Source organism: Enterococcus thailandicus (assembly GCF_001886265.1).
In the GTDB taxonomy this organism is placed as follows: Bacteria; Bacillota; Bacilli; order Lactobacillales; family Enterococcaceae; genus Enterococcus_B; species Enterococcus_B thailandicus.
Genome location: NZ_JXLE01000014.1, coordinates 15,477 through 38,320 on the forward strand (window position 1 = coordinate 15,477; position 22,844 = coordinate 38,320).

Genomic DNA, 22,844 nt, shown 5'->3' on the forward strand with positions numbered 1-22,844 from the left:
GCTGTTTTACTGAATTGTTTTTATCATTTATTTAATTTATTTTTTAAATTGTTGACAAAAAAACACCTTGGAAACAGCTACTATTAACTTAGTCATTTCGTCACCCAAAGCTTGTCTATTTTCACGGAAACAATTACAATTAAGCAGTAATGTAGAACGCATAGAAGAGTGGTGAAACAGACAATGGAACTATTTAATTTGCTAGAAAAAAATGGCAAAATCCAAATTTCAATCATTCATTATTTGTTAGATAAAAATTTAACGGCAGATATTCCTAAGTTACTGATTGATTTAACCATTACTTCTTTTCTTTTTAATAACAATGTTGAAGAGTTGACTTTTATCCTGAACGACTTAGAACTTGATTTAAGTCTTGAAGTCGATCACGAACAAAATCAAGTCACTTTAAAAAAAAGCAATCAAACAAGCTTGGATAAACTTTACTATTATTACTTGCAAGAATCAATCAAGTATCAGATTCTAAGGCATCTCTATTATCATTCGTCCTATTCTATCTATGCGCTATCTCAAAAGTTTTTGATTAGCGAGGCCGCTGTTTACCGTCACATCACGGGACTAAATCAGTTGTTGGACGAGTTTAATCTTAAAATTCGTCGAGGGAGAATAACTGGCGATGAATTACAAATTTGCTACTTTTTCTTTCAGTTGTTTTGGAACTCTGTCCCTTTAGAAGAGATACAAGGAAAAGAAAACGACCATAATAGTCTGTTGTTTGTCTCTTTTTTAGAGAAAAAATTAAAACAGCCATTTGGTAGCACAACTCGGCTGAAATTATATCTTTGGATTCGAATCTTAAAGAAACGAACAAAAAAATTAAATAATCCTCCTTCAGTTGAGTCAATGACCATGCTGAGTGATGATTATCTTGATGATCCTGTCTACCAATTAGTTCGTGAATCTTATTTTTTATCTGTTAGTCCGTCCGCTGAGTTTCAGTTTGAGTACAAAGCGACTTATCTCTACTTGTTTATTTCTTCTCTATTCGTTATAGAACGCAGTAATCGTTTCTTGCTTCAATCTGATGACTGGCCAACATTTAATACAAAAGTTATCGAGTTGAACAAAATGGTTGTTCAGCACGTAAAAACAGCTTATCAAATTGACTCGGCTGAAATTGATTCACGATTTATCCAAGAGTGGAAGTATTTCTTAACCCAGTTACACAGTACGATTGTTTATTTCAAAGGAAATATCACCTTTTTTGAAGAACAAATGCTATTTGATCGATTAGTTAATCAATCAATTTTTACGCCAAATTTTGAACTGGTTCAGCAAATTATTCAAGAAACCGAAGACACTCTCGGTTTTTCTCTGTTGGAAACGACAAAGCAATTAGTTACCCGAATTCACCTTTATTTTATCAATCAAATGCGACGCTTTTCTAAGTTGACGATTCAAATCGGTGTCTTTTGTAGTCGAGACAACTTACAAACAAATATCATGATGGAAAGTATCAAGAACGAGTTCGATACAAAATTTTACATCCATTGTGAAGAAGCTGAAGTTAAGAAAGACTACGACTTATTGATTTCAGACTCCGCTTTTGGAATACAACAATTTTCATTTAAAGATTTATATATCATCAATGATTTTAAAACCCAAGCGGATATCCAAGCTTTAACTCGTTTATTAAAAGACTATTCAAAGAAAGAAGGAATATAATTGAAGGTCATCGTTATCGGCGGCTCACACGCTGGGATTGCCGCTAGTAAATTTTTAAAAAAATTAGACCCAACAACTACAGTATGCCTAATCGAAAAATCAAACGTACTTGGCTTTATACCAAGCAGTATCAATTTAATTTTTAAAGGGTTGTTTTCAGCCGACGAAATGGAAAAAGGGGAAGTTGGTGACCAAGAGACCCTTGAACACTTAGGAATCCAGTTATTACTTGAAACGACCGTTAAAAACATTGATTTGAAAAAGAAAGAAGTTTTTTATCAAGATAATGCAACTAAGCAAATTACTACAGAAACATTTGACAAACTGATTTTAGCCATGGGTTCCGATCGCTTTGCGCCATTGATTCCAGAATCAGAGGCGGTCCATTCAAGCATCATCACCTACAAAAGTCGCGCAAAAACCATTGAAGCTTATCAAAAAATCAACGACAGCAATCAAATAGCAATCGTTGGTGCTGGCTTAATTGGCCTGGAACTAGCTAGCAGTCTAGCTACAAAATCGACTAAAAAAATTACAATCATCGAGCAAATGAATCGCCCAGTATTTCGTTATTTTGATGAAGAAATCACTGATATTTTGCTACAACACATTCCTGAATCCATCGATTTACGATTATCAGAAAGTTTTAATCAATGTCAAACTGTCAAGATTGATGAACGTGAGCAATTAGAAGTTCAATTCTTCTCAGGACAAACCAAGCTGGTTGATGCTTGTGTCTTTGCCGTTAATCCCAAACCAGAAGTTGCCTTAGTTGAGGGTCTGGTGGATCTTGATTTCGATCAAACCATTTTAGTGAATGACTTTATGCAAACTTCTGATCCGGATGTCTATGCCATTGGTGATTTAATCAAACTGCCTTTTGGCTTCCATGGTGAACCAGCCTATCTCCCACTGATTGGTAATGCGCGAAAAACAGCACTTGTAGCTGCTAGTCATATTACTTTAGCAGATCCTAAGCCAATTCCAACCTCACAGCGATCGATTGGAACAGAAATTTTCGGCGTCTTTCTGGGTAGTTCTGGAATCACTCAAGACGAGGCTGATTTTTATGGATTAGAAACTTCGTCGATTACCAAAACTTATACGCACTTTTCGAACTATCATCCAGTCAAAGATTTCTTTGTAACCTTCAAAGTGCTGTACGATACGAAAACGAAACAGTTATTCGGCGCTCAACTGATAAGTAACCAAAAAGATATGTTGGACCTACTCAATGTTTTGACGCAAATGATTGTCGATCAAACCAAGGTGGACGACCTTGTGTTTTCTGAACTTTATTACAATCCAAAGCTTTCGCCTTCAACTAATTTTTTGGCTGACCTTGGTTTAGAATCTTTACTCAAGTAAAAAAAGCAGTAACCCTAATCATTTTGTTTGGGGTTGCTGCTTTTTTGACAAGGTAAAACCTCCAAATAATACGTAATTAAATGAATATTAAACCTTCTAATAAAAAATAAAATACTAAAAAACTGCCAACAAAGTTCAGACATCTGACTGTCCAACTTCGTTTGCAGTTTTTTGTATAGAATCTTATTTCGTTTCTGTTTCCGATTCTTCCTCTTTTTTCCTTCTCTTAAGAAGAATAATCCAGAAGATTCCTAGCAGGATTACTCCAAGGAGAATTCCAAAGACTAGATAGATCCACATTGGAATAGTTGCTTTCTTACCGGCATCAATCGTTGCTTCGTTGATTTCTTTCGCTTGTTTAGCTGAAATTGTGAAGTTTTCATCAAAAATCCATTCATTGTCTTTCGCATCTGTTACACGCAGATGCAAGCTGTATTCACCAGCTGTTAACGGTTCTTTTTCCCAATCAATTGCAAAACGATAGGTTGAGTTTGGTGCTAATTGCATATCATTGTCATAAGTAACATGACGCACTTCTTTGTTCGTTTTACGATTTTTTACAGTTGCTTCATATTTTAAGTGACCATAAGCATCCATAGTTGGATTGTCTAAAATAGCTACTACACTCGTTTTTCCAAATGAAATAGCAGGTTCCACTTTTTTTAACGTTAACTTTCGTGGTACTTCTGTATCTGTTTCCGTTAATTTTAAACCTAAAATATAACCATAACTATTGACAATCCCTTTTTGGTCTTTAGCTGTTTCTTTCACTACTTGAATTGCTGCTAAAATTTGACCATCAAATTGGTCTTTTGGCATTGTCAAAGTAATCGGTACTTCTTTGCTACTCTTTTTAGGAACAGTTACTGTATCTGCTACTTTGGCAATCGAATCAATTGCGTAAGGATAATCATTTTTCTCTGATTCTTTTTTCTCATTGTAATCAATAAATCCTTGGCTATTTGTGTATGCTTGATTGATGTTGATTTTATACGTTGACTCCGCGTTGGAAGTATTGTTGATCTTCACGTGAATCGTTTGTTCTTGTGCTGGTTCCATTCGTAAATCAAAAAAGCTTTTTTCTTTGTCGATTTGGTTCTCTGGAATGACTGCTTGGATATCATAGCCGACTTCACCAGCATCTTCTTGTGCAAATGTTGGCAATGGTGCTGTCAAAAGCAAACTCAACAACAAAAGGAAACTACTTACTATCTTTCGCGACTTCTTTATTTGTTTGAACATTCTTGATTTCTCCTTATTTTAAACATTGAATAAAGAAGCCGCGCAAATGCGCAGCTCCTCGTCATTCGTTCATTTATTACTTGTTGTTACTAATTATTTTGCGTCTGCTGTGTTGTATAGTTGGTATTGGATGCTTCCAGCTAATGTATCACCTGCAACTAATACACGATCTGCATCAGTAAAACCGATTGACACATTGTCAACAGCTGTTTCAATCAAACCAGTGTTGTTTGCAGCTGTTTTAGTAGCTTCAGCTTTCGCTACGATTCCTTCAGCACCTGTTGCAGCAACTTCTGTTCCATTAATTTGGAATGAATCAACGGTAAATTCTTTTGAATCAGAAGAACGAGTTAATTTATTAGAAGCAACGTTGGCTTTAACAGACCATTCACGATCGATACGGTCATTGAAGACTTCGATTGTTTCATCTGTTAAATCAGCAGTCAAGTTATATGTTGCATTTTGTAGTTTTGATTCGAAGTTATAGGCAGCTGGTACTTTTTCCAAAGTTAACATTTTTTGATCTGGATCTGTTGGGTCAAGAGGATCTGTTGGATCGTCGTTATCAGTGATGACAACTTCTGTAGGTGTTTCACCTTTTTGATCGACTACTTCTTGTGCTTGAACACTTGTTGCTCCTAAAGTTGCTAATACCATTGCGCTTAATGTCATACTTACGATTTTTGTGTTTTTCATTTTAATAATCTCCTTTAAATTTGATTGTTATAAAAAATTAGTTATAAAAACTAATCTATTTCCGGTGTATTTAACAAAGTAACTAATTGTTTGCCAACAAACTCCCCAGTAGGTAAATCCGCTGGCAGTTCCAAATGAATCTTTTGTTTATCAATTTGATAATAGTACTCAGTTGATTGAGAAGAATAAGCTTCTAAGATTGTCCCAGCCTCATTTGGATCGGCAGCGATTTTCTGCGGTGTAGCCTGAACGACTTCACCGGATTGATTCGTGCTTAATTTTCCTCGTCCGAGTAATACTTTCACTTGGTATTCTTGACCGTTTGTAAATGTTGAAAGCTGATAGGTCAATTGCCAAGGGCTTTTTTTATTTTCCCGTTGGTCCCTGACAGCAATCAATAGGTCACTAGTTGCTTGAATCTCTTGTTCGTGAGCGGACTTTTGATAGGTTCCAAAAGTTGGCGCAGTCACTTTTTCTAACTTGATTGGGCTTTCCACAATCGTGACATTCATCGGTGTCTGATCTTCTTCTCCTAAAATTTCTTGAGCAAAAGCTGGAGTTGGGAGCAAAAGACAAAGTAGTAATCCGATGAAAATAAACTCAATTCGTTTCTTCATCTTCGTCTCGCCTCCTTCTCAACCAGAAAATCAAGAACACCACTCCGATGAATAATGTGCCAATAAACGAAAGAATAAATACGCTAGTTTCGTTGGTCTTAGGCAGTAATGAATGATTCTTATTTCCATCTATTACTCCAGGTTGTTCATTTTTTTCATTGACGATCCGAAAAGTGACTTGCTGTTCATCCATATCAAAGTTAGGTTGCTCACTGGCAAAAGTATCCAGACTGCTAAATAGAAAAAGTCCAAATACGATCATCAAGCTCTGAATGATTCTTTTTTTCATTCCTTCGCCCCCCTACTCTGGTACTTCTGTGTCGTAAAGGTTCCACTTCACGACAGCTTTACCACTGTAATCGCCGACACGCATATAATTACCACTTTGAAGTAAGACACCTTCTGATTCATTCCATGTTTTAGTCGTCATAAAGTCCGTTGGTGTCACGTCCCCTTTGCGCATAACAAGCACAGGGTCTGACATGATTGTTTGTTCGGCACTTGAGGCATCCTTTTTAAAGACGAAATCAAATGGTGCAGTAGCATCTGTCAACTCAGCCTGTACATATAATGACCAAGTTGAGGTATCTTCGCGACTGTCAAAGACACTGAGCGTCATTGGGTTCCCGCTATCCCTAGCCAAGGTTCCTTTTGATTCACTCGCTTTTCTTCCCGTCCAACTCAACATGTCTGGTGCAGTCTCAAAGGAAAGCTTTCCAGTAACATCTAATTTCAATTTCAACGTTTGAACTTCGTCGCCACGTTTCATGGTAATCGTATAATCGTTCACCCCTGGAACAATTTTATCTGCAGGAATATGCCAGCTATGGCTATTAAACTCGGTTGAACCTGTTGTGACAATTTGAGCGAACTCATTTGTTGCATCAGGATCATTTCGATTGATTGTGAAATTTAAAATATCACCATCATCTTCATCTTTCCAATAGAAAGTTAAATCATAACCATCTGCTACTTCTGAGCGATCTTTTGTTTCTGTTTTTTCAGTCACTACATTAGGTGTTTCCCAAGATAAAACTGTTGGGTGTTCCGGTTGTGGTACAACCCAGTAGGCTACTTCATCGCCATGGAAGTTAAGCAAGCCACCTACGTTATTTTCCCTAGCAGTAATCTGGCTTTCAAAATATGTTTTTTTCCTATCACCTTTTGCTTTTAATGAAGCAGTGAATTCCAGTGTAACTTTTTTCCCGATACCAACTGCGATACTGGGTGAAAATGTTACAGTGACGTTTCCATTGGCATCAACAGTTCCAGATGCTCCAACAACCTCTTTTCCATCCACTTTTATTGCTTTGATTCCTTTAGAAATATCATAGATTGCCGTATCTAATGTTGCATGCCAAGTTGTAATGTCGTATACGTCTTCAGCAGCAGAGTCAATTGCAAACGTTGATTTTAGTGTAACGTCATCACCATATTGTGCAGATGGTAATGACTCTGAGTATTGATCTTCTGGCGTATCCTTTGAATCAACAATTGAGGTACCATTGGCAACCACATCATTTGTGACTGTTGCACCTAAATCTACTGGAACTTGGGTGAAGACAAATTTTGTTTGACCACTAGACTCCCCATTTGCTGCGGTGAATCCCCAGTAGGCTTTTCCTTCATTTGCACTTAAATTTAATCCTTTATCAGAGTTCAAGGTATCCCATGGAATATTAACTGTTGGTGTTTTTGCACCTGTGATCGGATTTTCTAAATAATAACTAAATTGATTACTTGATTTAACAAAGTTATAGCGAAACTCATACCAAGTTCCATCTTTTACATTATCGGCTACATAATCATTCATATACTGAATATCTTTATGATAGACTTTTGCTTTATTACCATCACTCCAGCTTTCGTCTCCAAAAAAATTTCCCTCTGATCGATAGGTAAATTTATAATCTCCTGGTAAATTCCATGCCATATGCGGTACTTTCTGTGCATTACTTTGTTTGTCAAATATCCCGTCGCCACCAGTATTTGCATATAAATCAAATTCAATCGCAACTGAATTTTTAATAGCATGATAGTCAGGATACCGTAGTGCTCCAAAAAGTGATGGCTTATATGCATTTGTTCCGCCATAAACACCTAAGTTTTGTCCATCAGAATATGCATTTGCTGTTGTTAGTGCCTGATCTTTTGCCGCATCATTATGCATGACAAAAGCAAAGCCGTCTGCTTGTTCCGTTCCAAAGTTCACATACGTTCTTCCGTGAAAGTCTTGATTAAAATCTAAACGATATTTATAGTTAGACCAAACACCGACAGCACGATTGCTTCCTGAAAGAGAAATTTCATCATAAGGCATCCCATTGTTCTGATCAGATGGGCCAGGTTTAACTATGTCACCTACGCTAAAATTCGGGTCGTAATGTCCATCCTTATCAGGTCGGCTCTTTCCAACGGTTGAAAAAATACCATCTAATTGAATCGCACCTTTTGGAACAACTGGATTTCCGGTTCCTAATCCTGCTCGTGCTAAGCTACTTCTTGCCGCAACTGCCGGTGCCACAGCACGTTGTGTTGTTGAACCAGAAGTGTTCTTCGTACTTTCAGATGTTTTCGTAGTCGATGAACTCGTGGCTGATTCAGCAGAACTTGTCATTTCAGTCGTTTCACTGGCAGTTTCTTCTACTTCGCTTGTCGAGCTTTCAGTAGCTGTTGTCGATTCTTCTGTTGTGTTCGTTTCCTCGCTGCTTGTTTCTTCTGTTGCCGTAAAAGAAAAATCATACGTTTCTTTCTGGTTCAATAAAAGTTGCTGTTCCCCCTCATTTATCACTGGGGAAATTTTCAACGTGTAATCGAATTGCTGGGGAATTTTTTTTGTTTGGATCTCGAGTTGCATTGTTTGAGCTTGCTGATTATTTTCACCAATTTGATAAATACCATTTTTATCTGGTTGTACTTGTTGCTCTTTATCTGGTTGGTAAACACTAAGCACATCAGTAGGTTCAGTAACAGTGAAAGTCATTTGTCGATTCATTTCAGACGATGATTTTTCAATCAATACAGTCCAAACAAGATTACCAGATTCGACTTGTTCAACTTTTTGGAGCGAAACATTGCCAACTTGGTTCTGATTTTCTTGCGCACTTTCTGTCGTCACAGCCTGAACGATTTCTGGCGAAGCCAACATTGTCGGTGCAATGAATAGTGAAACTGTTGCTTGTAAGACCAACATTTTCGTAAACTTTTTCACTTTTTCTCCTCCCTTCTGCTCATTTTACTGTTTTGATTTTGTGCATAAACGAATTAAGCACACAGAACATTGGTTTATTCTATATGCTTAGTATATTTATTTTTTCTGTAAATTTTTATCAGATTTTTTTCATTTTTTTAAAAAACGTGAGAATTTTATTAACAAAACGTTTCAAAACCAGCCTTAAAACGACTAATATAAAGTAAGAGAATGCTTCTTCCACTCATTGAAAATGAACGTATATCTGGTTTTTTTCACAAAAAAGGTCGTGTATCTAAATGAAAAGAAATACGCAAACAAAAGAAAAAATCAAAAAATCGTTTATCCAGCTCATTAACGAAAAGGTTTTGAATCAATGACAGTAAGTGACATTGCAAAGCAGTCTCAGATCAACAGAGGAACTTTTTATCTTCATTACGTCGATAAATATGATCTAATGGAAAAATTAGAAATGGAAGCTATTTATGACCTCAAACAAATTTTGTTATTAGATACAAACCCTAAAAATTTGGAAGATCCTATCCAATTGATTCCTTATGAATCTATTTTGCACGCACTTATCTACATAAAAAATGATTTTGAGTTTATTCAGGCTTTAGCTAGTGAAGGTGGCGATCCACATTTTATGCAGATGGTCAAAGATATTTTAAATGAACTGGTTCTTTCAAAATTAGATAAGTCCAAAAGTCTTCAATTTTCTCGTAAAAATTTACCCGACGATTACGCCAAAGAAATTTTATTATCCAGTATTGTCGGCGTTGTCAATTTATGGATCAAAAAAGGTGGAGAAGAAACACCAGAACAAATTGCGACTATTATTACCAAAGCAAAAGAAATCTCCCCTTATGAACTTTTACTTTAAAGCACAAGTCTCTTGAGAGTGAGATAAAACTGGAAAACCGGTCATTCTCAGCACATTTTTCAATTTAAAAAACGTCTAAAATCAACGTTTTCAAAATGAATTTTAGGCATTTTTTCTATTTTGGCTACTTTTTCCAGACTAAAGATACTCTTTGTAAAAGCAGAGTCCAATTTAATACAAAAAAAGAGTCCTTGCTTAAGCAAGGACTCAGATTTGTCGAATAATAAATTAACGACGGATTTCTTTGATACGAGCAGCTTTTCCGTGTAATGCACGTAAGTAGTACAATTTTGCACGACGTACTTTACCATAACGAACTACTTCGATTTGAGCAACACGTGGTGTGTGTACTGGGAATGTACGTTCAACGCCCACTCCGTTAGAAATTTTACGAACTGTGTAAGTTTCGCTGATTCCAGCACCACGGCGTTTGATTACAACACCTTCAAATAACTGGATACGTTCGCGTGAACCTTCGACAACTTTCGCGTGAACACGTACAGTGTCACCAGGGCGGAAAGCTGGGATGTCAGAACGTAGTTGTTCTTTTGTTAATTCTTCGATTAATGGATTCATGTTTTCTTCTCCTTATTCCAAACATTCTTATGAGTGAACTCACAGCGGAACATCGTAATAGTTAAGTGCTTTGCACTCACCATAAAATATTATCACACTATCAAATGAGTGTAAAGTAAATTTTCATGACAAACAGTATTTTACTGCTCTGCCTCTTCTTGCTGGATTTCAGCTAAAAATTTCGCCATCTGCGGTGTTAGTTCTAAGTCAGCTAGTAGATCCGGGCGTCGTTGAACGGTTCGACGTAACGATTCTTTTAATTGCCACTCTTCAATCAGCTTATGATTACCATTCGTTAATACATCAGGGACTTTCATTCCTTTAAATTCAGCAGGTCTTGTGTACTGCGGATGCTCAAGTAAGCCAGTAGAATATGAATCTGTTTGCGCAGAAGTTTGATTTCCTAACACATCGGGAAGTAAGCGAACAGTGGCATCAATCATAACCATCGCTCCAAGTTCTCCCCCAGTCAAAACGTAATCACCCAACGAAACTTCGTCTGTTACCAAGGTTCGGATTCGTTCATCATATCCTTCATAATGACCACAAATAAATACTAACTGCTCTTCTTGCGAAAATTCTTCTGCCATCGCTTGATTAAATTGTTTACCAGCTGGGTCTAACAAAATCACTCGCTTCTTGACAGTTGGATTTGCTTCATCAATTGCTTTTAAATTGTCATAGATTGGTTGAACTTTCAATAACATTCCAGCTCCACCACCATAAGGGTAGTCATCGACTGTTTGGTGTTTGTTATCAGAATACTCACGAAAATTAGACACATTGATGTCTAGCAATCCTTTATCAACAGCTTTCCCAATAATTGATTCACCCATAGGACCTTCAAACATTTTAGGAAATAGGGTCAATACATCAATTTTCATCATCAATCAACCCTTCTGGAATTTCCACATGGACTACTCCATTGGCTACATCCACTTCCTTTACGACTGATGCAATATAAGGAAGCAACAAATCTTTTTTCTTTTCACGTTGAACTACCCAAACATCATTTGCTCCAGGAGAAAGGATTTCTTTTACTTTTCCAAGTTTTTCGCCAGCCTCATCCAAGACCTCTAAGCCGATGATCTCATGGTAATAAAATTCATTTTCTTCTAGCGCTGAAATTTCTTCTTTTGACACCTTTAAAATGCCATCACGATATTTTTCGACATCATTGATTGATGGGTGTCCTTCAAAACTCAACAAATCAAAATTTTTATGTTTACGATGACTTTTGATAGTCAATTCAACCGGTGCTTTTCCATCTTGGAACAAAGTTAGCTGTGCACCCTTTTGGTAACGTTCTTCAGGAAAGTCAGTCGTTGAAATAACACGAACTTCACCCTTTAAACCTTGAGTATTGACAATTTTTCCAACATTTAGATATTCAGTCACAATTTTTCCTCATTTCTTTTTTCTCTGCTTCATTTTAGCATGGGCGTTTAGTCAATTCTAGTTTTGTTTTTCAAAATGAATTCTTTTTTACTTTTATGTCAAAAAATAGAAAAATACGGGACATAGATTGAACTCATTTTGTGTTCTACCCACGTTTTACGTTTACGGTTGAATAAGGTAATCTTTGCGATAGAAACTTTTTAAGGACATCATTCTTTCGTAGAAAGCAAAAAAAAACTGTTTCGAAAAAATTCGAAACAGTTTTTGATTATTCCTTATCATCAACGATATTTAAACGAACCTTTTTAGGCGCGTTAATTCGTACACCGTAAACGATAGTCCGAATTGCTTTGGCAACTCGTCCTTGTTTTCCAATGATACGACCAATATCTTCTGGTGCTACAGTTAGATTGTATTCATAAAAATCTTTCGATTCAACGACCTCTAACCGAACTTGATCAGGATGAGTGACTAACGGACGAACGATTGTTAAGACTAGCTCACTTAAATCTTTCATATCCGCTCACCTTATTTCTTTGAAAATTTAGCTTCGTGGTGTTTTTGCATAACGCCTTCTTTTGAAAGGATGTTACGAACTGTATCTGAAGGTTGTGCACCTTTTGATAACCAGTTAAGAACTAAGTCTTCTTTTAAAACTACTTCTGCAGGGTCTTTCAAAGGATTGTAAGTACCTACAGTTTCGATGAAACGTCCGTCACGAGGAGAACGTGAATCAGCTACTACAATACGGTAAAAAGGACTCTTTTTAGAACCCATACGTTTTAAACGAATTTTAACTGCCATTATTTATTTCCACCTCCATTGATTTATTCACAAGATGTAGTGTAACAGTTTTTTTTTACCCTGTAAAGCTTTTTTTCTTTACAGTCTCATAAATTCCTTTTTTTTATTGATTGTAGACACTTTTTTCGATTATTTTTTTGGATCTTTAAATAGCAAGTGTTTTTATTTGCTCGTTTTACTTATTTTTTGTAAGATAGTTATGAAAGATAATTATTAGGAGGTTCTATTTATGACAAAAAAAATTGGCTTTTTTATTGGAAGTTTAAGAGAAGATTCTTATAACAAAAAGGTTGCTGAAGCTTTCGCAAGCTTACTACCTGAAGGCTATGAAAGTGTCTTTGTTAAAATTGATGATCTTCCTTTTTATAATGAAGATCTTGAAACACCAGAAAATGCACCGGAAGCTTGGACTCGTTTCCGTAACGAAGTAAAAGATTTAGATGGTGTTATTTTTGTTTCACCTGAATACAATCGTTCAATTCCGGCAGTCTTGAAAAACGCACTAGACGTTGGTTCTCGTCCTTATGGTCAAAGCGTTTGGGATACAAAACCTGGTTTAGTTGTTACTGCTTCTCCTGGTGGAATCGGTGGATTTGGTGCTAACCATATTATCCGTCAATCTTTAGTCTTCTTAAATGTGCCAACACTTCAACAACCAGAAGCTTACATTGGTAATATTGCAAACTTGGTTGGTGAAGATGGAAAAATCATTGATGGTACGATGAAATTCTTTGAAACAATTGTGAATGCGTATATTGACTTCTTGGAAAAATTGACGAAGTAAAACAAAGGTTGTGAAAGAAGTGTACGGCTCCAATAAATAAGAATAAATTTTCAGAAATTGCTTCTCAAATTTTCGTGAAATTTATTCTTATTTTGAAGGAGTTACTTCTTGAACACCGTGGATAAAGGTTGTGGCTCAAAGCGCTTAGCTCCGACAAGATAGCGAGCAATCACTCAAAATAGCTCTTCATATTTTGAAGTGGATGCAAGCTATATCGAGGAGTTGCTTTGGGAGCACCGTGGATAAAGGTTGTCGCGCAAAGCGTTCAGCTTCAAGCAATTCAGCAAAAAAAGTTGTATGCCAAATAAAAATTTGGCATACAACTTTTTTATTTTTTTCGATAATGTAATTCAAGAAACTGACCAAATTGTTGTGCACCAACATATTCTAGTCTTTCTTCATAGTCACCGGGTTCAAACAAGCGAATTCCCTCACCGAGTAAGACTGGTGTGATTTGAATCCACCATTCATCAATCAACTGTTTTTCTAACAAAGGTTTAAGCAACGAGCCTCCACCAACAATCCAGATGTCTGAGCCAGATTCTTGTCGAAGGTTTTCTACAAACGAGGCTGGATCATCATTGATTACTGTCGCGTCTGGCAGAATCAATGATCGATTTCTCGAAAATACATAATTTTTCTTTTCCGGGTATAACAATTCTGTACCTAAAGATTTCTTAGCTTCCTCATACGTTTTCCGCCCCATAATCGTTGTATCAATTGTTTCATAAAATGCTTCATAAGTTGTTTCCTCACCTGCCGGCGTATCAAATAGCCATTGTAAATCATCTTCTTTTGTTGCCAGATAACCGTCCAAACTAATAGCTCCGTAAAAAACGATTTTTCGCATATGTCTCTCCTTCACTTCGGATTTTTATCAATCAATTGATTCGTCTTCTTGAATCGTTGATTGCTTTACTTCTGAATGTCTAAAGCAATCAATGACATGATCATTAATGATTCCAACTGCTTCTAAAAATGCATAAATCGTGGTACTACCGACAAATTTAAACCCCTGTTTCTTCAGTTCTTTAGTGATTTTATCAGATAGTTCACTCGTTGTCGGAATTTCTTCTTGTGTTTGATACATATGATTCACCACTTCACCATCAGAAAACGACCATAAAAAAGTAGCAAAGCTTCCGAATTCTTGTTGGATTTTTTGAACGGCCTTAGCATTATGAATAGCAGCTTCAACTTTTCTTCGATTACGAATAATTCCTTTATCTTGAAGCAAAGATTCTATTTTATTTTCGTCATATGCCGCCACTTTTTCTAAAGAAAAATGATCATACGCAGAATCAAAAGCTTCAGTTTTATTTAAAATCGTTTGCCAACTTAATCCTGCTTGGTTAATATCCAGCATTAGCTTGCGATAAAGTCGTTGATCATCATATTCCGGAACACCCCAAATCGTATCATGATACTCTTTCATTGATGCCGTGTTTTCTGCCCAAGAACATCGTTTCATTTTCCTTACCTCCACTTTCCTTCATTAACAAAAAAGCTATGACAACATTTCAATCAATCGTTTGTCATAGCTCAAATTCATTCAATTCAGCAATTGCTTATTTACGTTTTTTCTTTTTCTTCTTGTTTTTCTTAACCATGCGATTCATCGCCATTTTTCCAAGTTTTCCTTTGACTCCTGTACCAAACATTTGGTCCATTCCCGGAATATTCATGTCACCTTTCGACATTTGTTGCATCATTTTACGGGATTCCTTGAATTGTTTAATCATGCGGTTTACTTCTACTACACTATTTCCTGAACCAGCAGCGATACGACGACGACGGCTAGGGTTCAACAAATCAGGATTTTCTCGCTCGGCAGGTGTCATTGAGTAGACCATTGCTTTTTTCCGTTCTACATCTTTTGGATCAACTTTTACGTTTTCAATCCCTGGTACTTGATTCATTCCTGGAATCATTTTAATTAGATCTTCTAATGGCCCCATTCCCATTACTTGATCCAGTTGTTCAATAAAATCATTGAAGTCAAAAGAATTTTCCCGCATTTTTTGGGCAAGTTCTTCTGCTTTTTTCTCGTCATAATCTTGTTGCGCTTTTTCGATCAGCGTCAGCATGTCACCCATACCCAAGATTCGGCTGGCCATACGATCTGGATGGAAGACTTCAAGATCTGTTAATTTTTCACCTGACCCAATAAATTTGATTGGTGCACCAGTTACTGAACGAATAGATAACGCTGCCCCACCTCTGGTATCTCCATCAAGTTTTGTAATAACAACCCCAGTAATACCTAGTTGTTGATTAAAACTGTCAGCTACGTTGACCGCATCTTGTCCAGTCATTGCATCAACAACCAAGAGAATTTCATTTGGTTGTGCAATTTCTTTGATTTGCTTCAACTCATCCATTAAGAGTTCATCAATGTGTAAACGACCAGCCGTATCAATCAAGACATAGTCATTTTTCTTTTCTTTGGCAACTTCCATTCCTTGACGAACGATTTCAACTGGACTGACATCTGTTCCCATATCAAAGACAGGCACATCTAATTGTTGTCCCAAGACTTTTAATTGGTCAATCGCTGCAGGTCGGTACACGTCTCCTGCAATCATCAATGGTCGTGCTTTTTCATTTTTCTTCAAAAAGTTTGCTAATTTCCCAGCAAAGGTCGTTTTACCAGCCCCTTGTAACCCGACCATCATAATAACAGTTGGGACTTTTGGTGACTTGATTAGTTCTGCTGTTTCGGAACCCAAGGTAATCGTTAATTCCTCATCAACAATTTTGACGATTTGTTGTGCTGGTGACAAGCTTTCAAGAACTTCTACTCCAACAGCACGCTCCCGCACACGTTTCGTGAAGTCTTTGACTACTTGTAAATTGACATCGGCTTCCAATAAAGCCAAGCGGATTTCCCGCATCATTTCCTTGACGTCAGCTTCTGATACTTTTCCTTTTTTTCTTAATTTTCCCATCGCCTGTTGCAGACGTTCTGTTAAGCTTTCAAATGCCATTTTTCTTCATTCCTTTAATTAGTTTCTAGTTTGTTACTCTTCGATATCTTGAATTTGCTGGATAGAACCAATCAGTTCATTATCTTTTGGATAGTGCTCGGTGACATAAGTCATCAGTTGTTCCAAGGCTTGTTCACGCACGATGTAATTTGAAAAAAGATGCAGTTTTTTCTCGTAGTCTTCTAAAATTTTTCCAGTTCTCTTAATATTATCATAAACTGCTTGTCGACTGACTTGATATTCTTCTGCAATTTCTCCAAGTGAAAAATCATCAGCATAATACAGTTCCATATAATTCATTTGTTTTTCAGTCAATAAGGTCGAGTAAAATTCAAAAAGTGCGTTCATTCGATTTGTTTTTTCAATTTCCATTCAACTCACCTCATTTATCTTCGTAATTTCTTGCTGTTGTGCTAACCAATCTTCATCAGATAGAACGCTCATCTTCTGTTGTAAAAAATAGGCAGTTGCTACGCCTACACCCTCTGTTAATGTACCAGAAAATGTACCGTCATATATTTGACTACTACCACAAGAAGGACTTTTTGCCTTCAAAATGAGTTGATCAATCTGTTGTTCTTTTAATTTTTGCCAAGCAAGAATTGCACCTGCCTGATATTCTTTTGTCACATCGACACCTTTGGAAGTTATGACTCTTGCTTTCCCATTCCAAACGTCAAACCCATCTCCGCCGACAATTTCTGCTGGATCTCGGGGAATCGGTAAGCCACCCAAAACTTCTGGGCAAACCATGATGGCTTCGTGTTTTTCAACCAATGCGACAAGTTGCGAAACAGCTTTTGGCTGCCCATCATAACGACATAACACACCGCCTAAGCAAGCACTGATACCAATCATTTGAATCGCTTCCTTTCCTTCCAACAAAGTGCCTAATTATTATACCATTTATTGAGTTGGTTACATAGCCCCTCCCCTTGATTCTATGCTAAAATAGGAAAGCATGAATATGTTTTAAAGGAGCGCTTATGAAAAAAATCTTAGTTGTTGATGATGAACCTTCCATCGTCACTTTATTAACCTTTAACCTAGAAAAAGAAGGCTATCAAGTTACCAGTGCAACGGATGGACGCGAGGGATTAGAACTTGCTTTAGATCAAGCCTTTGATTTTATTATTTTAGATGTGATGCTTCCTTCAATGGATGGCATGGAAATTACACAGAAGCTTCGCCAAGAAAAAAATGATACACCCATTTTGATGCTAACCGCTAAAGATGATCAGATTGATCGAATTTTAGGCTTAGAAATTGGTGCCGATGATTACCTAATTAAACCATTTAGCCCACGCGAAGTATTAGCTCGAATGAAAGCCATCTTTCGTCGAATGGAACCTCGAAGCAAGCCTGCTGAGGAAGAAGAGCCAGAATATTTAACAGTTGGTCAAATCATCGCTAACTTAACTAATTTTCAAGTCACTGTTGACGGTCGTTTGATTGAACTGACTCCCAAAGAATTTGAATTGTTAGTTTACTTTATGAAACGAAAAGATCGCGTAATTGATCGAGACACCTTGCTCGAACGTATCTGGAATTTTGATTTTGCTGGTCAAAGTCGAATCGTCGATGTTCATGTCAGTCACCTGAGAGAAAAGATCGAACGTGATCCAAAACATCCTAAATATTTAGTAACTGTCCGTGGATTTGGGTACAAATTTCAGGAGCCTCGACTATGAAAAATTGGAAAATTTTCTCAAGACGTATCCTATTCTTGGTCGTTTTCCTAACAGTTTTTATTGGTAGTTGGCAACTGATTTCAAATTATTTTCAACAGCAAATTATTGAACAACAAGAAGAATACTTGACCAAGAAAGCACAACTATTAACGCGACAACTTACTTGGGCAAATCCTGACTCAATGGAAAACAAAGAAACCTTGACAGAATTTGTTCATCAATCTTCTGAACGAATCACGCTACTAGATGCTAATGGCAATGTTTTGTATGATACCAGTGATGATGACCTGACAGGTAGCCGTAACACTCGTCCCGAAATCAAAGCTGTCCTTGACGGTGGGCGATTGGGAAGTTCCTTACGTCAAAGTGTGACTTTAAATGAACAGCTTCTCTATGTCGCTTTACCGATTAAAGAAAATGGTCAATTAAAAGCCATGATCCGAATTGCCGAGCCAACAAGCGGATTTTTACCACGCACAGAAAATTTTCGTCGTTGGGTATTCTTGTTCTTTCTTCTCTTCTTTTGCATCCTTTCAGGAATGATCGCCTATTTTGCTTATCAGCGAAATGAACCTTTGCATACCGTACTACCTGTGTTGAAAAAAATGGTCAACGACCCCGAAGAAACAGAAGTCATTATGCAAACTTCAGATCAATGGGAAGAACTTTATCAAACAATCAACGCACTAAGCGAACAAATGAGTAATATGTATCGTGCTTACGCAACCACTGAAGAACAGTTGTACACGTTGCTGAACGAATTAATGATTGGCGTCTTTCTAATTGATTCCGAATCGCATTTACGTTTACTAAATCCTAAAATGCAGATGCATCTTGGGGTTACGACTTATCTGACCTCGCAACCTTATGCTGAGGTCATTCAAGAACCTCAGCTAATCCATTTGATTCATCAGGTTTCTGCTACGAATCCGTTAGTTCAGCAAGAAATCAAATTAAGTGAAGGCAATCAAACGTTGGACATCAGTTTACGTTACTTTATCAATGCAGATGGAACTGGACAAATTCTTGGCGTAGCTTATGATTTAACCAAAGTTCGTCGGCTCGAAAAAGTCCAGAAAGATTTTGTTGGAAATGTTTCTCATGAATTAAAAACGCCGGTTACTTCATTGATGGGCTTCACGGAAACACTTCTTGATGGTGCCAAAGATGATCCAGAAACATTAACTACTTTTTTAGAAATCATGCAAAAAGATGCTCGTCGTTTAGATCAGTTGATTCGCGAAATCATTCAGTTATCTAAAGATGGTGAAAATTTATATGAATCACAAACGATTTATCTAGAATCTTACTTTGAACAAATTATTCAAAGCTACCAACCCTTTATCAAACAGAAAAAATTAAGTGTTAAACTGCTGGGGAATAATGGCGCATTTACCATTCAGTCAGAAATTTTATACCCAATTATCAAAAACTTGATTGAAAATGCCATCCAATATTCAAAAGAAGGTGGCCAAATTATTATTCGTTATCGTGTAGATGATCACTTATGGTTTTCTGTCCAAGATTTTGGAATTGGAATTGATCAAGAAGACCAGGAACGAATTTTTGAACGTTTTTATCGCGTTGATAAAGCACGCAGCCGACACTCTGGAGGAACAGGTTTAGGTCTAGCAATCGTCAAAGACTATGTCAAATTGTTACACGGCACGATTACTGTGGAAAGTCATCCCGGTGTGGGCTCCACTTTCGAAGTTACTTTATGAAGTGACTAACATGAAAAAAACAGTGACGAGAATCGATACGATTTTCGCCGCTGCTTTTTTTCATATTCTTATTTGATTTCTCCGTTAACATCACGTTCAACTTTCATTGATGTGATTGGTAGATAACCTAGATCTTTAACTGGTCCTTCTTGGACATCTTCACTTGTCATGTAATCCAAGAATTTTTGAACAGCTGCGTCTGGTTTTCCTTTTGTATACATGTGCTCATATGCCCAGATTTTCCAGCTATTGTCTGCCACATTTTTTTCCTCTGGTTTCACATCATCCACGCTCAAAGCTTGAGTTGTTTCATCCAAGTAAGAAAAGGCAAGATAACTGATTGCTCCTGGTGTTTGTGCAACGATTTGGCGAACCGTTCCTGACGAATCCTGCTCTTGTGATTGCACAGGTGTTTCGTCATTCAATCCCCATTTTTCAAAAGTAGCACGAGTTCCACTACCATTTGCACGGTTAATCACTGTGACTTTTTGATCTTTTCCACCAAGTTCTTTCCAGTTTGTGATTTTTCCTGTAAATAAATCAATCAATTCCTGTTGAGAAACATTTGTGACGCCAGTATCTTTATTGACGATTGGTGCCATTCCGACAACAGCCACTTTATGGTCAACCAATTTAGTTGCGTCGATTCCATCTTTTTCTTCTGCAAAAACATCTGAGTTTCCAATTGTCACGGCGCCGTCTGACACTTGGCTTAGCCCTGTGCCACTTCCGCCACCTTGAACAGAAATTTGATAATTTGAGTTTTCTTGGGTAAAGCTATCTTGTGCAGCATCAACTAATGGCTGCAATGCAGTTGAACCAACTGCTACAATTTTTACTTGTTCTGAACCTGCTTTATCTGATTGCGCAGTTGAGTCGGTACTTGTACCTGACGAACCACAACCTGCTAATAAGAAACCAATGATGCCTAAAGAATACCATAATTTTTTCATTCAAATACTCCTCTCTTAGTTACAAGTAAAGTGTAACAAGCTACTGTAAAGCTCAGATATGGATGTTGTAAACAATTCGTGAACTTCTGTAAATTTCCTGTAAAGTTTAAAGTATAAAATAAACTAAAAATAATTATGTTTATTATTTTACAAACAAATAGATAAAATGTTAATATAAACGCAAACAAGGAGGTTTTTGTATGGAAATTGAATTACTTTATGAACAACAAGATTATCTAAATGGCTGGACAATTGAACATGAAACTTATCAGTGCCTTTATTGTGACGTAACTTTTCAATTTGAAAAAATTTATCCAGATTTGACTACGCCTAGCGCACTTCAAACCGCAAAAGGAGCGATCACACAACATCTTCGATTGGCACATGGTGGCCCCTTGCATGCCCTACTTCAATTATCTAGAGAATCGTTAGGGTTATCCGAAAGTCAATACGAAATCATCCAACTGTTTGAAAAAAATTTAAGCGACACTGTAATCGCTCAGCGCCTAGGAATCTCCCCATCAACGGTAAGAAATCATCGATTCAAATTAAAAGAAAAAGAGCGCCAAGCCAAACGACTGACTGCTCTTATGAAGCTTTTACCAGCAAGTGGTCAAACATTCATTTCACCTCACACAGGTGCGCGAATGCTAGATGAACGATACAACATCACGCCCGCTGAACAGGAAAAAATCTTACAAACTTATTTAGATGATAATGACTTTATTCAAACTTTTCCAAGTAAAGAAAAAAGAAAAATCATTCTCTTAAATTATTTAACACAAAAATTTGATCCGAAAAAAAATTATTCCGAGCATGCAATCAATGATATTTTGAAACAACACGTCGAAGATTTCGTTTCGACTCGCCGCTACTTAATTGAATATGGATTTATGCAACGTACAACTGATGGAAAAACATATTGGCTAAATCAATAAAACTTATCCTTTGTTGTCACCAACGTTAAAAGAGATGTGAGCAAATGTACGCCCAAAAACTTAGACTTTTTGGGTTCACTACACAGCTCACATCTCTTTTTTAATTGCCTTTTAAACTTTATTTATACTGTTATTTGATCAAAAGAAAGCCAATTTTTAGAACAGTTTTCAACACTTTTTTAAATAGAAGAAACTATTTCTGTCGGTCTTGTCTTCTCAGTTCAACGAACAAATACATGATTACTGAAACAATAAATGACGCAGCCGCCAAATAAAATAATGGACGGATTGTCAAAAAATACATAGCGGAATAGTCGGATAAGTCTTTCAAGCCACTTTGACTAAGTCCTGTTGGCCCAATAATCATTCTTGGTAATAATGCAAACATCGACGTAAAAATCAACATACAAGAAAAGTAAATCAGCTTCCAATTATAATTATTAATCAGAGACCTTGGTATCAACAAACTAACACTCACTAGCAAATAAAAAATAGTTAATGTTGGAAAATTACGTGCTACTAAAAATCCGCTTCCCTGAATCAAACCTAACACCTCGGCTCCTTGAACGATTGCATTCACCCAAGTAAACGGAAGCAAAAGAAGTGGAAAAAACCAAAAAAATAAATAACTACGTCTGCCCATGATTTTCTGTCTCATTTACTTCCTCCCCAAAATAAAAATTTCTTGCCTATCACTATACAATGTTCTCTCTAAAAAAATTAGGGGGAAAAACTTTTTTTTTAGAGATAAGGGAATGAGAGTTTATTCATTTAACCTACAAATTGTGTGATAAGGTTTGCTTAATGTTTTTTTTCTTTTTAAAATATAACTATACTAAAGGTTTTTAAACAAGTATAAGGAGGTTTTTAGTTATGTTAACAAAATACCTGTCAAAAATTTTTTTGCTGCTGTTCCTGATTCCATACTTGTATCTTGTGTTATTGCTTGATTTTCATTATCACTCGGTTTCCGGCTTCATTTTTCTGATCTTTCTCGCGATCCTTGGTGGATTTCTGATGAGGATCAAAGGACAAATGCGACTGCTGCTTGTTGGAAATATCATTTCCACTATTGTTTCTTACATATATTCTTTAAAATTTTCTGACTGGCAACTTTTCTATCAACCTTTTGAACCGACACAGCTTGTACTTATTTTCGGGCTTCTTTATTTAGTTCCTCAAGCATTTGGCGCTTTTTGGGCAACTCTCTTTACATATTCGAAACAAAGTCGTAACCAGAAAATTTCACTTTCGACAATTAGAAAGAATTCACAAAAATAGTCTTTCATCTTCACCCTTTTTAATCCGCA

25 protein-coding genes are annotated in these 22,844 nt (G+C 36.7%); 8 read left to right on the forward strand and 17 right to left on the reverse strand.

Going from position 1 to position 22,844, the window contains the following annotated elements; all coding sequences use genetic code 11:
* The first annotated feature begins 183 nt into the window (after positions 1-183).
* Complete coding sequence (locus RV17_RS09910; RefSeq protein WP_071869125.1) at positions 184-1,683, forward strand: AcpB/EbpR/MafR family transcriptional regulator; 1,500 nt, start codon at positions 184-186, stop codon at positions 1,681-1,683.
* Positions 1,684-3,051 carry an NAD(P)/FAD-dependent oxidoreductase gene (locus RV17_RS09915; RefSeq protein WP_071869126.1) on the forward strand — a complete coding sequence of 456 codons (1,368 nt, stop codon included), beginning with the start codon at positions 1,684-1,686 and terminating at the stop codon, positions 3,049-3,051.
* Positions 3,052-3,234: 183 nt separating this feature from the next.
* Here the strand turns inward: RV17_RS09915 and RV17_RS09920 are convergent, their stop codons facing one another.
* The 5 genes from RV17_RS09920 to RV17_RS09940 all read right to left on the reverse strand — a co-directional run bounded on the left by RV17_RS09920 (position 3,235) and on the right by RV17_RS09940 (position 8,817).
* The gene (locus tag RV17_RS09920) at positions 3,235-4,293 is read right to left on the reverse strand and encodes a WxLIP family cell surface protein (RefSeq protein WP_071869127.1); all 1,059 of its coding nucleotides are present in this window, start codon (positions 4,291-4,293) and stop codon (positions 3,235-3,237) included.
* Between the two features lie 93 nt (positions 4,294-4,386).
* Positions 4,387-4,989 (reverse strand): hypothetical protein, encoded by a 603-nt coding sequence (locus RV17_RS09925; protein ID WP_071869128.1) that lies wholly within the window; start codon positions 4,987-4,989, stop codon positions 4,387-4,389.
* A 50-nt stretch (positions 4,990-5,039) separates the two neighbouring features.
* The gene (locus RV17_RS09930; protein ID WP_071869129.1) at positions 5,040-5,606 is read right to left on the reverse strand and encodes a hypothetical protein; all 567 of its coding nucleotides are present in this window, start codon (positions 5,604-5,606) and stop codon (positions 5,040-5,042) included.
* Complete coding sequence (locus tag RV17_RS09935; protein WP_067484005.1) at positions 5,590-5,895, reverse strand: LPXTG cell wall anchor domain-containing protein; 306 nt, start codon at positions 5,893-5,895, stop codon at positions 5,590-5,592. Before RV17_RS09935 ends, RV17_RS09930 begins: the two co-directional genes overlap by 17 nt.
* A gap of 12 nt (positions 5,896-5,907) precedes the next feature.
* Positions 5,908-8,817, reverse strand: coding sequence for a lectin-like domain-containing protein (locus tag RV17_RS09940; RefSeq protein WP_071869130.1), 2,910 nt, complete (start codon positions 8,815-8,817; stop codon positions 5,908-5,910).
* Positions 8,818-9,172: 355 nt separating this feature from the next.
* Between RV17_RS09940 and RV17_RS09945 the strand changes: the two genes are divergently transcribed.
* Positions 9,173-9,679, forward strand: a complete 507-nt coding sequence (locus RV17_RS09945; protein ID WP_244897493.1) for a TetR/AcrR family transcriptional regulator — start codon at positions 9,173-9,175, stop codon at positions 9,677-9,679.
* Positions 9,680-9,907: 228 nt separating this feature from the next.
* On the opposite strand, the gene rplS is transcribed toward RV17_RS09945, so the two are convergent.
* The 5 genes from rplS to rpsP all read right to left on the reverse strand — a co-directional run bounded on the left by rplS (position 9,908) and on the right by rpsP (position 12,457).
* The gene (gene rplS / locus RV17_RS09950) at positions 9,908-10,255 is read right to left on the reverse strand and encodes a 50S ribosomal protein L19 (protein WP_067483995.1); all 348 of its coding nucleotides are present in this window, start codon (positions 10,253-10,255) and stop codon (positions 9,908-9,910) included.
* Between the two features lie 140 nt (positions 10,256-10,395).
* Positions 10,396-11,139 (reverse strand): tRNA (guanosine(37)-N1)-methyltransferase TrmD, encoded by a 744-nt coding sequence (gene trmD / locus RV17_RS09955; RefSeq protein ID WP_067484148.1) that lies wholly within the window; start codon positions 11,137-11,139, stop codon positions 10,396-10,398.
* On the reverse strand, positions 11,129-11,653 hold the full coding sequence (rimM, locus tag RV17_RS09960) for a ribosome maturation factor RimM (RefSeq protein ID WP_067483993.1): 525 nt from the start codon (positions 11,651-11,653) through the stop codon (positions 11,129-11,131). The genes trmD and rimM overlap by 11 nt, the downstream gene beginning before the upstream one ends.
* A gap of 268 nt (positions 11,654-11,921) precedes the next feature.
* A complete protein-coding gene (locus RV17_RS09965; protein WP_067483991.1) occupies positions 11,922-12,170 on the reverse strand; it encodes a KH domain-containing protein in 249 nt (82 codons plus the stop codon).
* 11 nt (positions 12,171-12,181) lie between these two features.
* Positions 12,182-12,457 (reverse strand): 30S ribosomal protein S16, encoded by a 276-nt coding sequence (gene rpsP, locus RV17_RS09970; protein ID WP_005875628.1) that lies wholly within the window; start codon positions 12,455-12,457, stop codon positions 12,182-12,184.
* A gap of 229 nt (positions 12,458-12,686) precedes the next feature.
* On the opposite strand from rpsP, the gene RV17_RS09975 reads away from it, so the two are divergent.
* Positions 12,687-13,241: an NADPH-dependent FMN reductase gene (locus tag RV17_RS09975; RefSeq protein ID WP_067483989.1), complete on the forward strand. Its 555-nt coding sequence runs from the start codon at positions 12,687-12,689 to the stop codon at positions 13,239-13,241.
* A gap of 328 nt (positions 13,242-13,569) precedes the next feature.
* On the opposite strand, the gene RV17_RS09980 is transcribed toward RV17_RS09975, so the two are convergent.
* The 5 genes from RV17_RS09980 to RV17_RS10000 all read right to left on the reverse strand — a co-directional run bounded on the left by RV17_RS09980 (position 13,570) and on the right by RV17_RS10000 (position 17,086).
* Positions 13,570-14,091, reverse strand: a complete 522-nt coding sequence (locus RV17_RS09980) for a dihydrofolate reductase family protein (RefSeq protein WP_067483987.1) — start codon at positions 14,089-14,091, stop codon at positions 13,570-13,572.
* A 27-nt stretch (positions 14,092-14,118) separates the two neighbouring features.
* Entirely contained in the window at positions 14,119-14,712 is a 594-nt protein-coding gene (locus RV17_RS09985; RefSeq protein ID WP_071869131.1) for a DNA-3-methyladenine glycosylase I, read from the reverse strand.
* Between the two features lie 97 nt (positions 14,713-14,809).
* On the reverse strand, positions 14,810-16,228 hold the full coding sequence (ffh, locus tag RV17_RS09990; RefSeq protein ID WP_067483982.1) for a signal recognition particle protein: 1,419 nt from the start codon (positions 16,226-16,228) through the stop codon (positions 14,810-14,812).
* A 33-nt stretch (positions 16,229-16,261) separates the two neighbouring features.
* On the reverse strand, positions 16,262-16,600 hold the full coding sequence (locus RV17_RS09995) for a putative DNA-binding protein (protein WP_071869132.1): 339 nt from the start codon (positions 16,598-16,600) through the stop codon (positions 16,262-16,264).
* Positions 16,601-17,086 (reverse strand): 2-thiouracil desulfurase family protein, encoded by a 486-nt coding sequence (locus RV17_RS10000; RefSeq protein WP_140444153.1) that lies wholly within the window; start codon positions 17,084-17,086, stop codon positions 16,601-16,603.
* A 128-nt stretch (positions 17,087-17,214) separates the two neighbouring features.
* On the opposite strand from RV17_RS10000, the gene RV17_RS10005 reads away from it, so the two are divergent.
* Both RV17_RS10005 and RV17_RS10010 read left to right on the forward strand, forming a co-directional pair.
* Complete coding sequence (locus RV17_RS10005) at positions 17,215-17,919, forward strand: response regulator transcription factor (RefSeq protein ID WP_067483978.1); 705 nt, start codon at positions 17,215-17,217, stop codon at positions 17,917-17,919.
* Positions 17,916-19,643: a sensor histidine kinase gene (locus tag RV17_RS10010; protein WP_067483976.1), complete on the forward strand. Its 1,728-nt coding sequence runs from the start codon at positions 17,916-17,918 to the stop codon at positions 19,641-19,643. The genes RV17_RS10005 and RV17_RS10010 overlap by 4 nt, the downstream gene beginning before the upstream one ends.
* Before the next feature lie 68 nt (positions 19,644-19,711).
* On the opposite strand, the gene RV17_RS10015 is transcribed toward RV17_RS10010, so the two are convergent.
* A complete protein-coding gene (locus RV17_RS10015; RefSeq protein WP_071869133.1) occupies positions 19,712-20,596 on the reverse strand; it encodes a phosphate ABC transporter substrate-binding protein PstS family protein in 885 nt (294 codons plus the stop codon).
* 200 nt (positions 20,597-20,796) lie between these two features.
* On the opposite strand from RV17_RS10015, the gene RV17_RS10020 reads away from it, so the two are divergent.
* Positions 20,797-21,534, forward strand: coding sequence for a DUF2087 domain-containing protein (locus tag RV17_RS10020; protein WP_071869134.1), 738 nt, complete (start codon positions 20,797-20,799; stop codon positions 21,532-21,534).
* Positions 21,535-21,727: 193 nt separating this feature from the next.
* Here RV17_RS10020 and RV17_RS10025 read toward each other — a convergent pair whose 3' ends face one another.
* Complete coding sequence (locus RV17_RS10025) at positions 21,728-22,192, reverse strand: hypothetical protein (protein ID WP_067483970.1); 465 nt, start codon at positions 22,190-22,192, stop codon at positions 21,728-21,730.
* 215 nt (positions 22,193-22,407) lie between these two features.
* Between RV17_RS10025 and RV17_RS10030 the strand changes: the two genes are divergently transcribed.
* The gene (locus RV17_RS10030; protein WP_071869135.1) at positions 22,408-22,815 is read left to right on the forward strand and encodes a hypothetical protein; all 408 of its coding nucleotides are present in this window, start codon (positions 22,408-22,410) and stop codon (positions 22,813-22,815) included.
* Positions 22,816-22,844 lie beyond the last annotated feature (29 nt).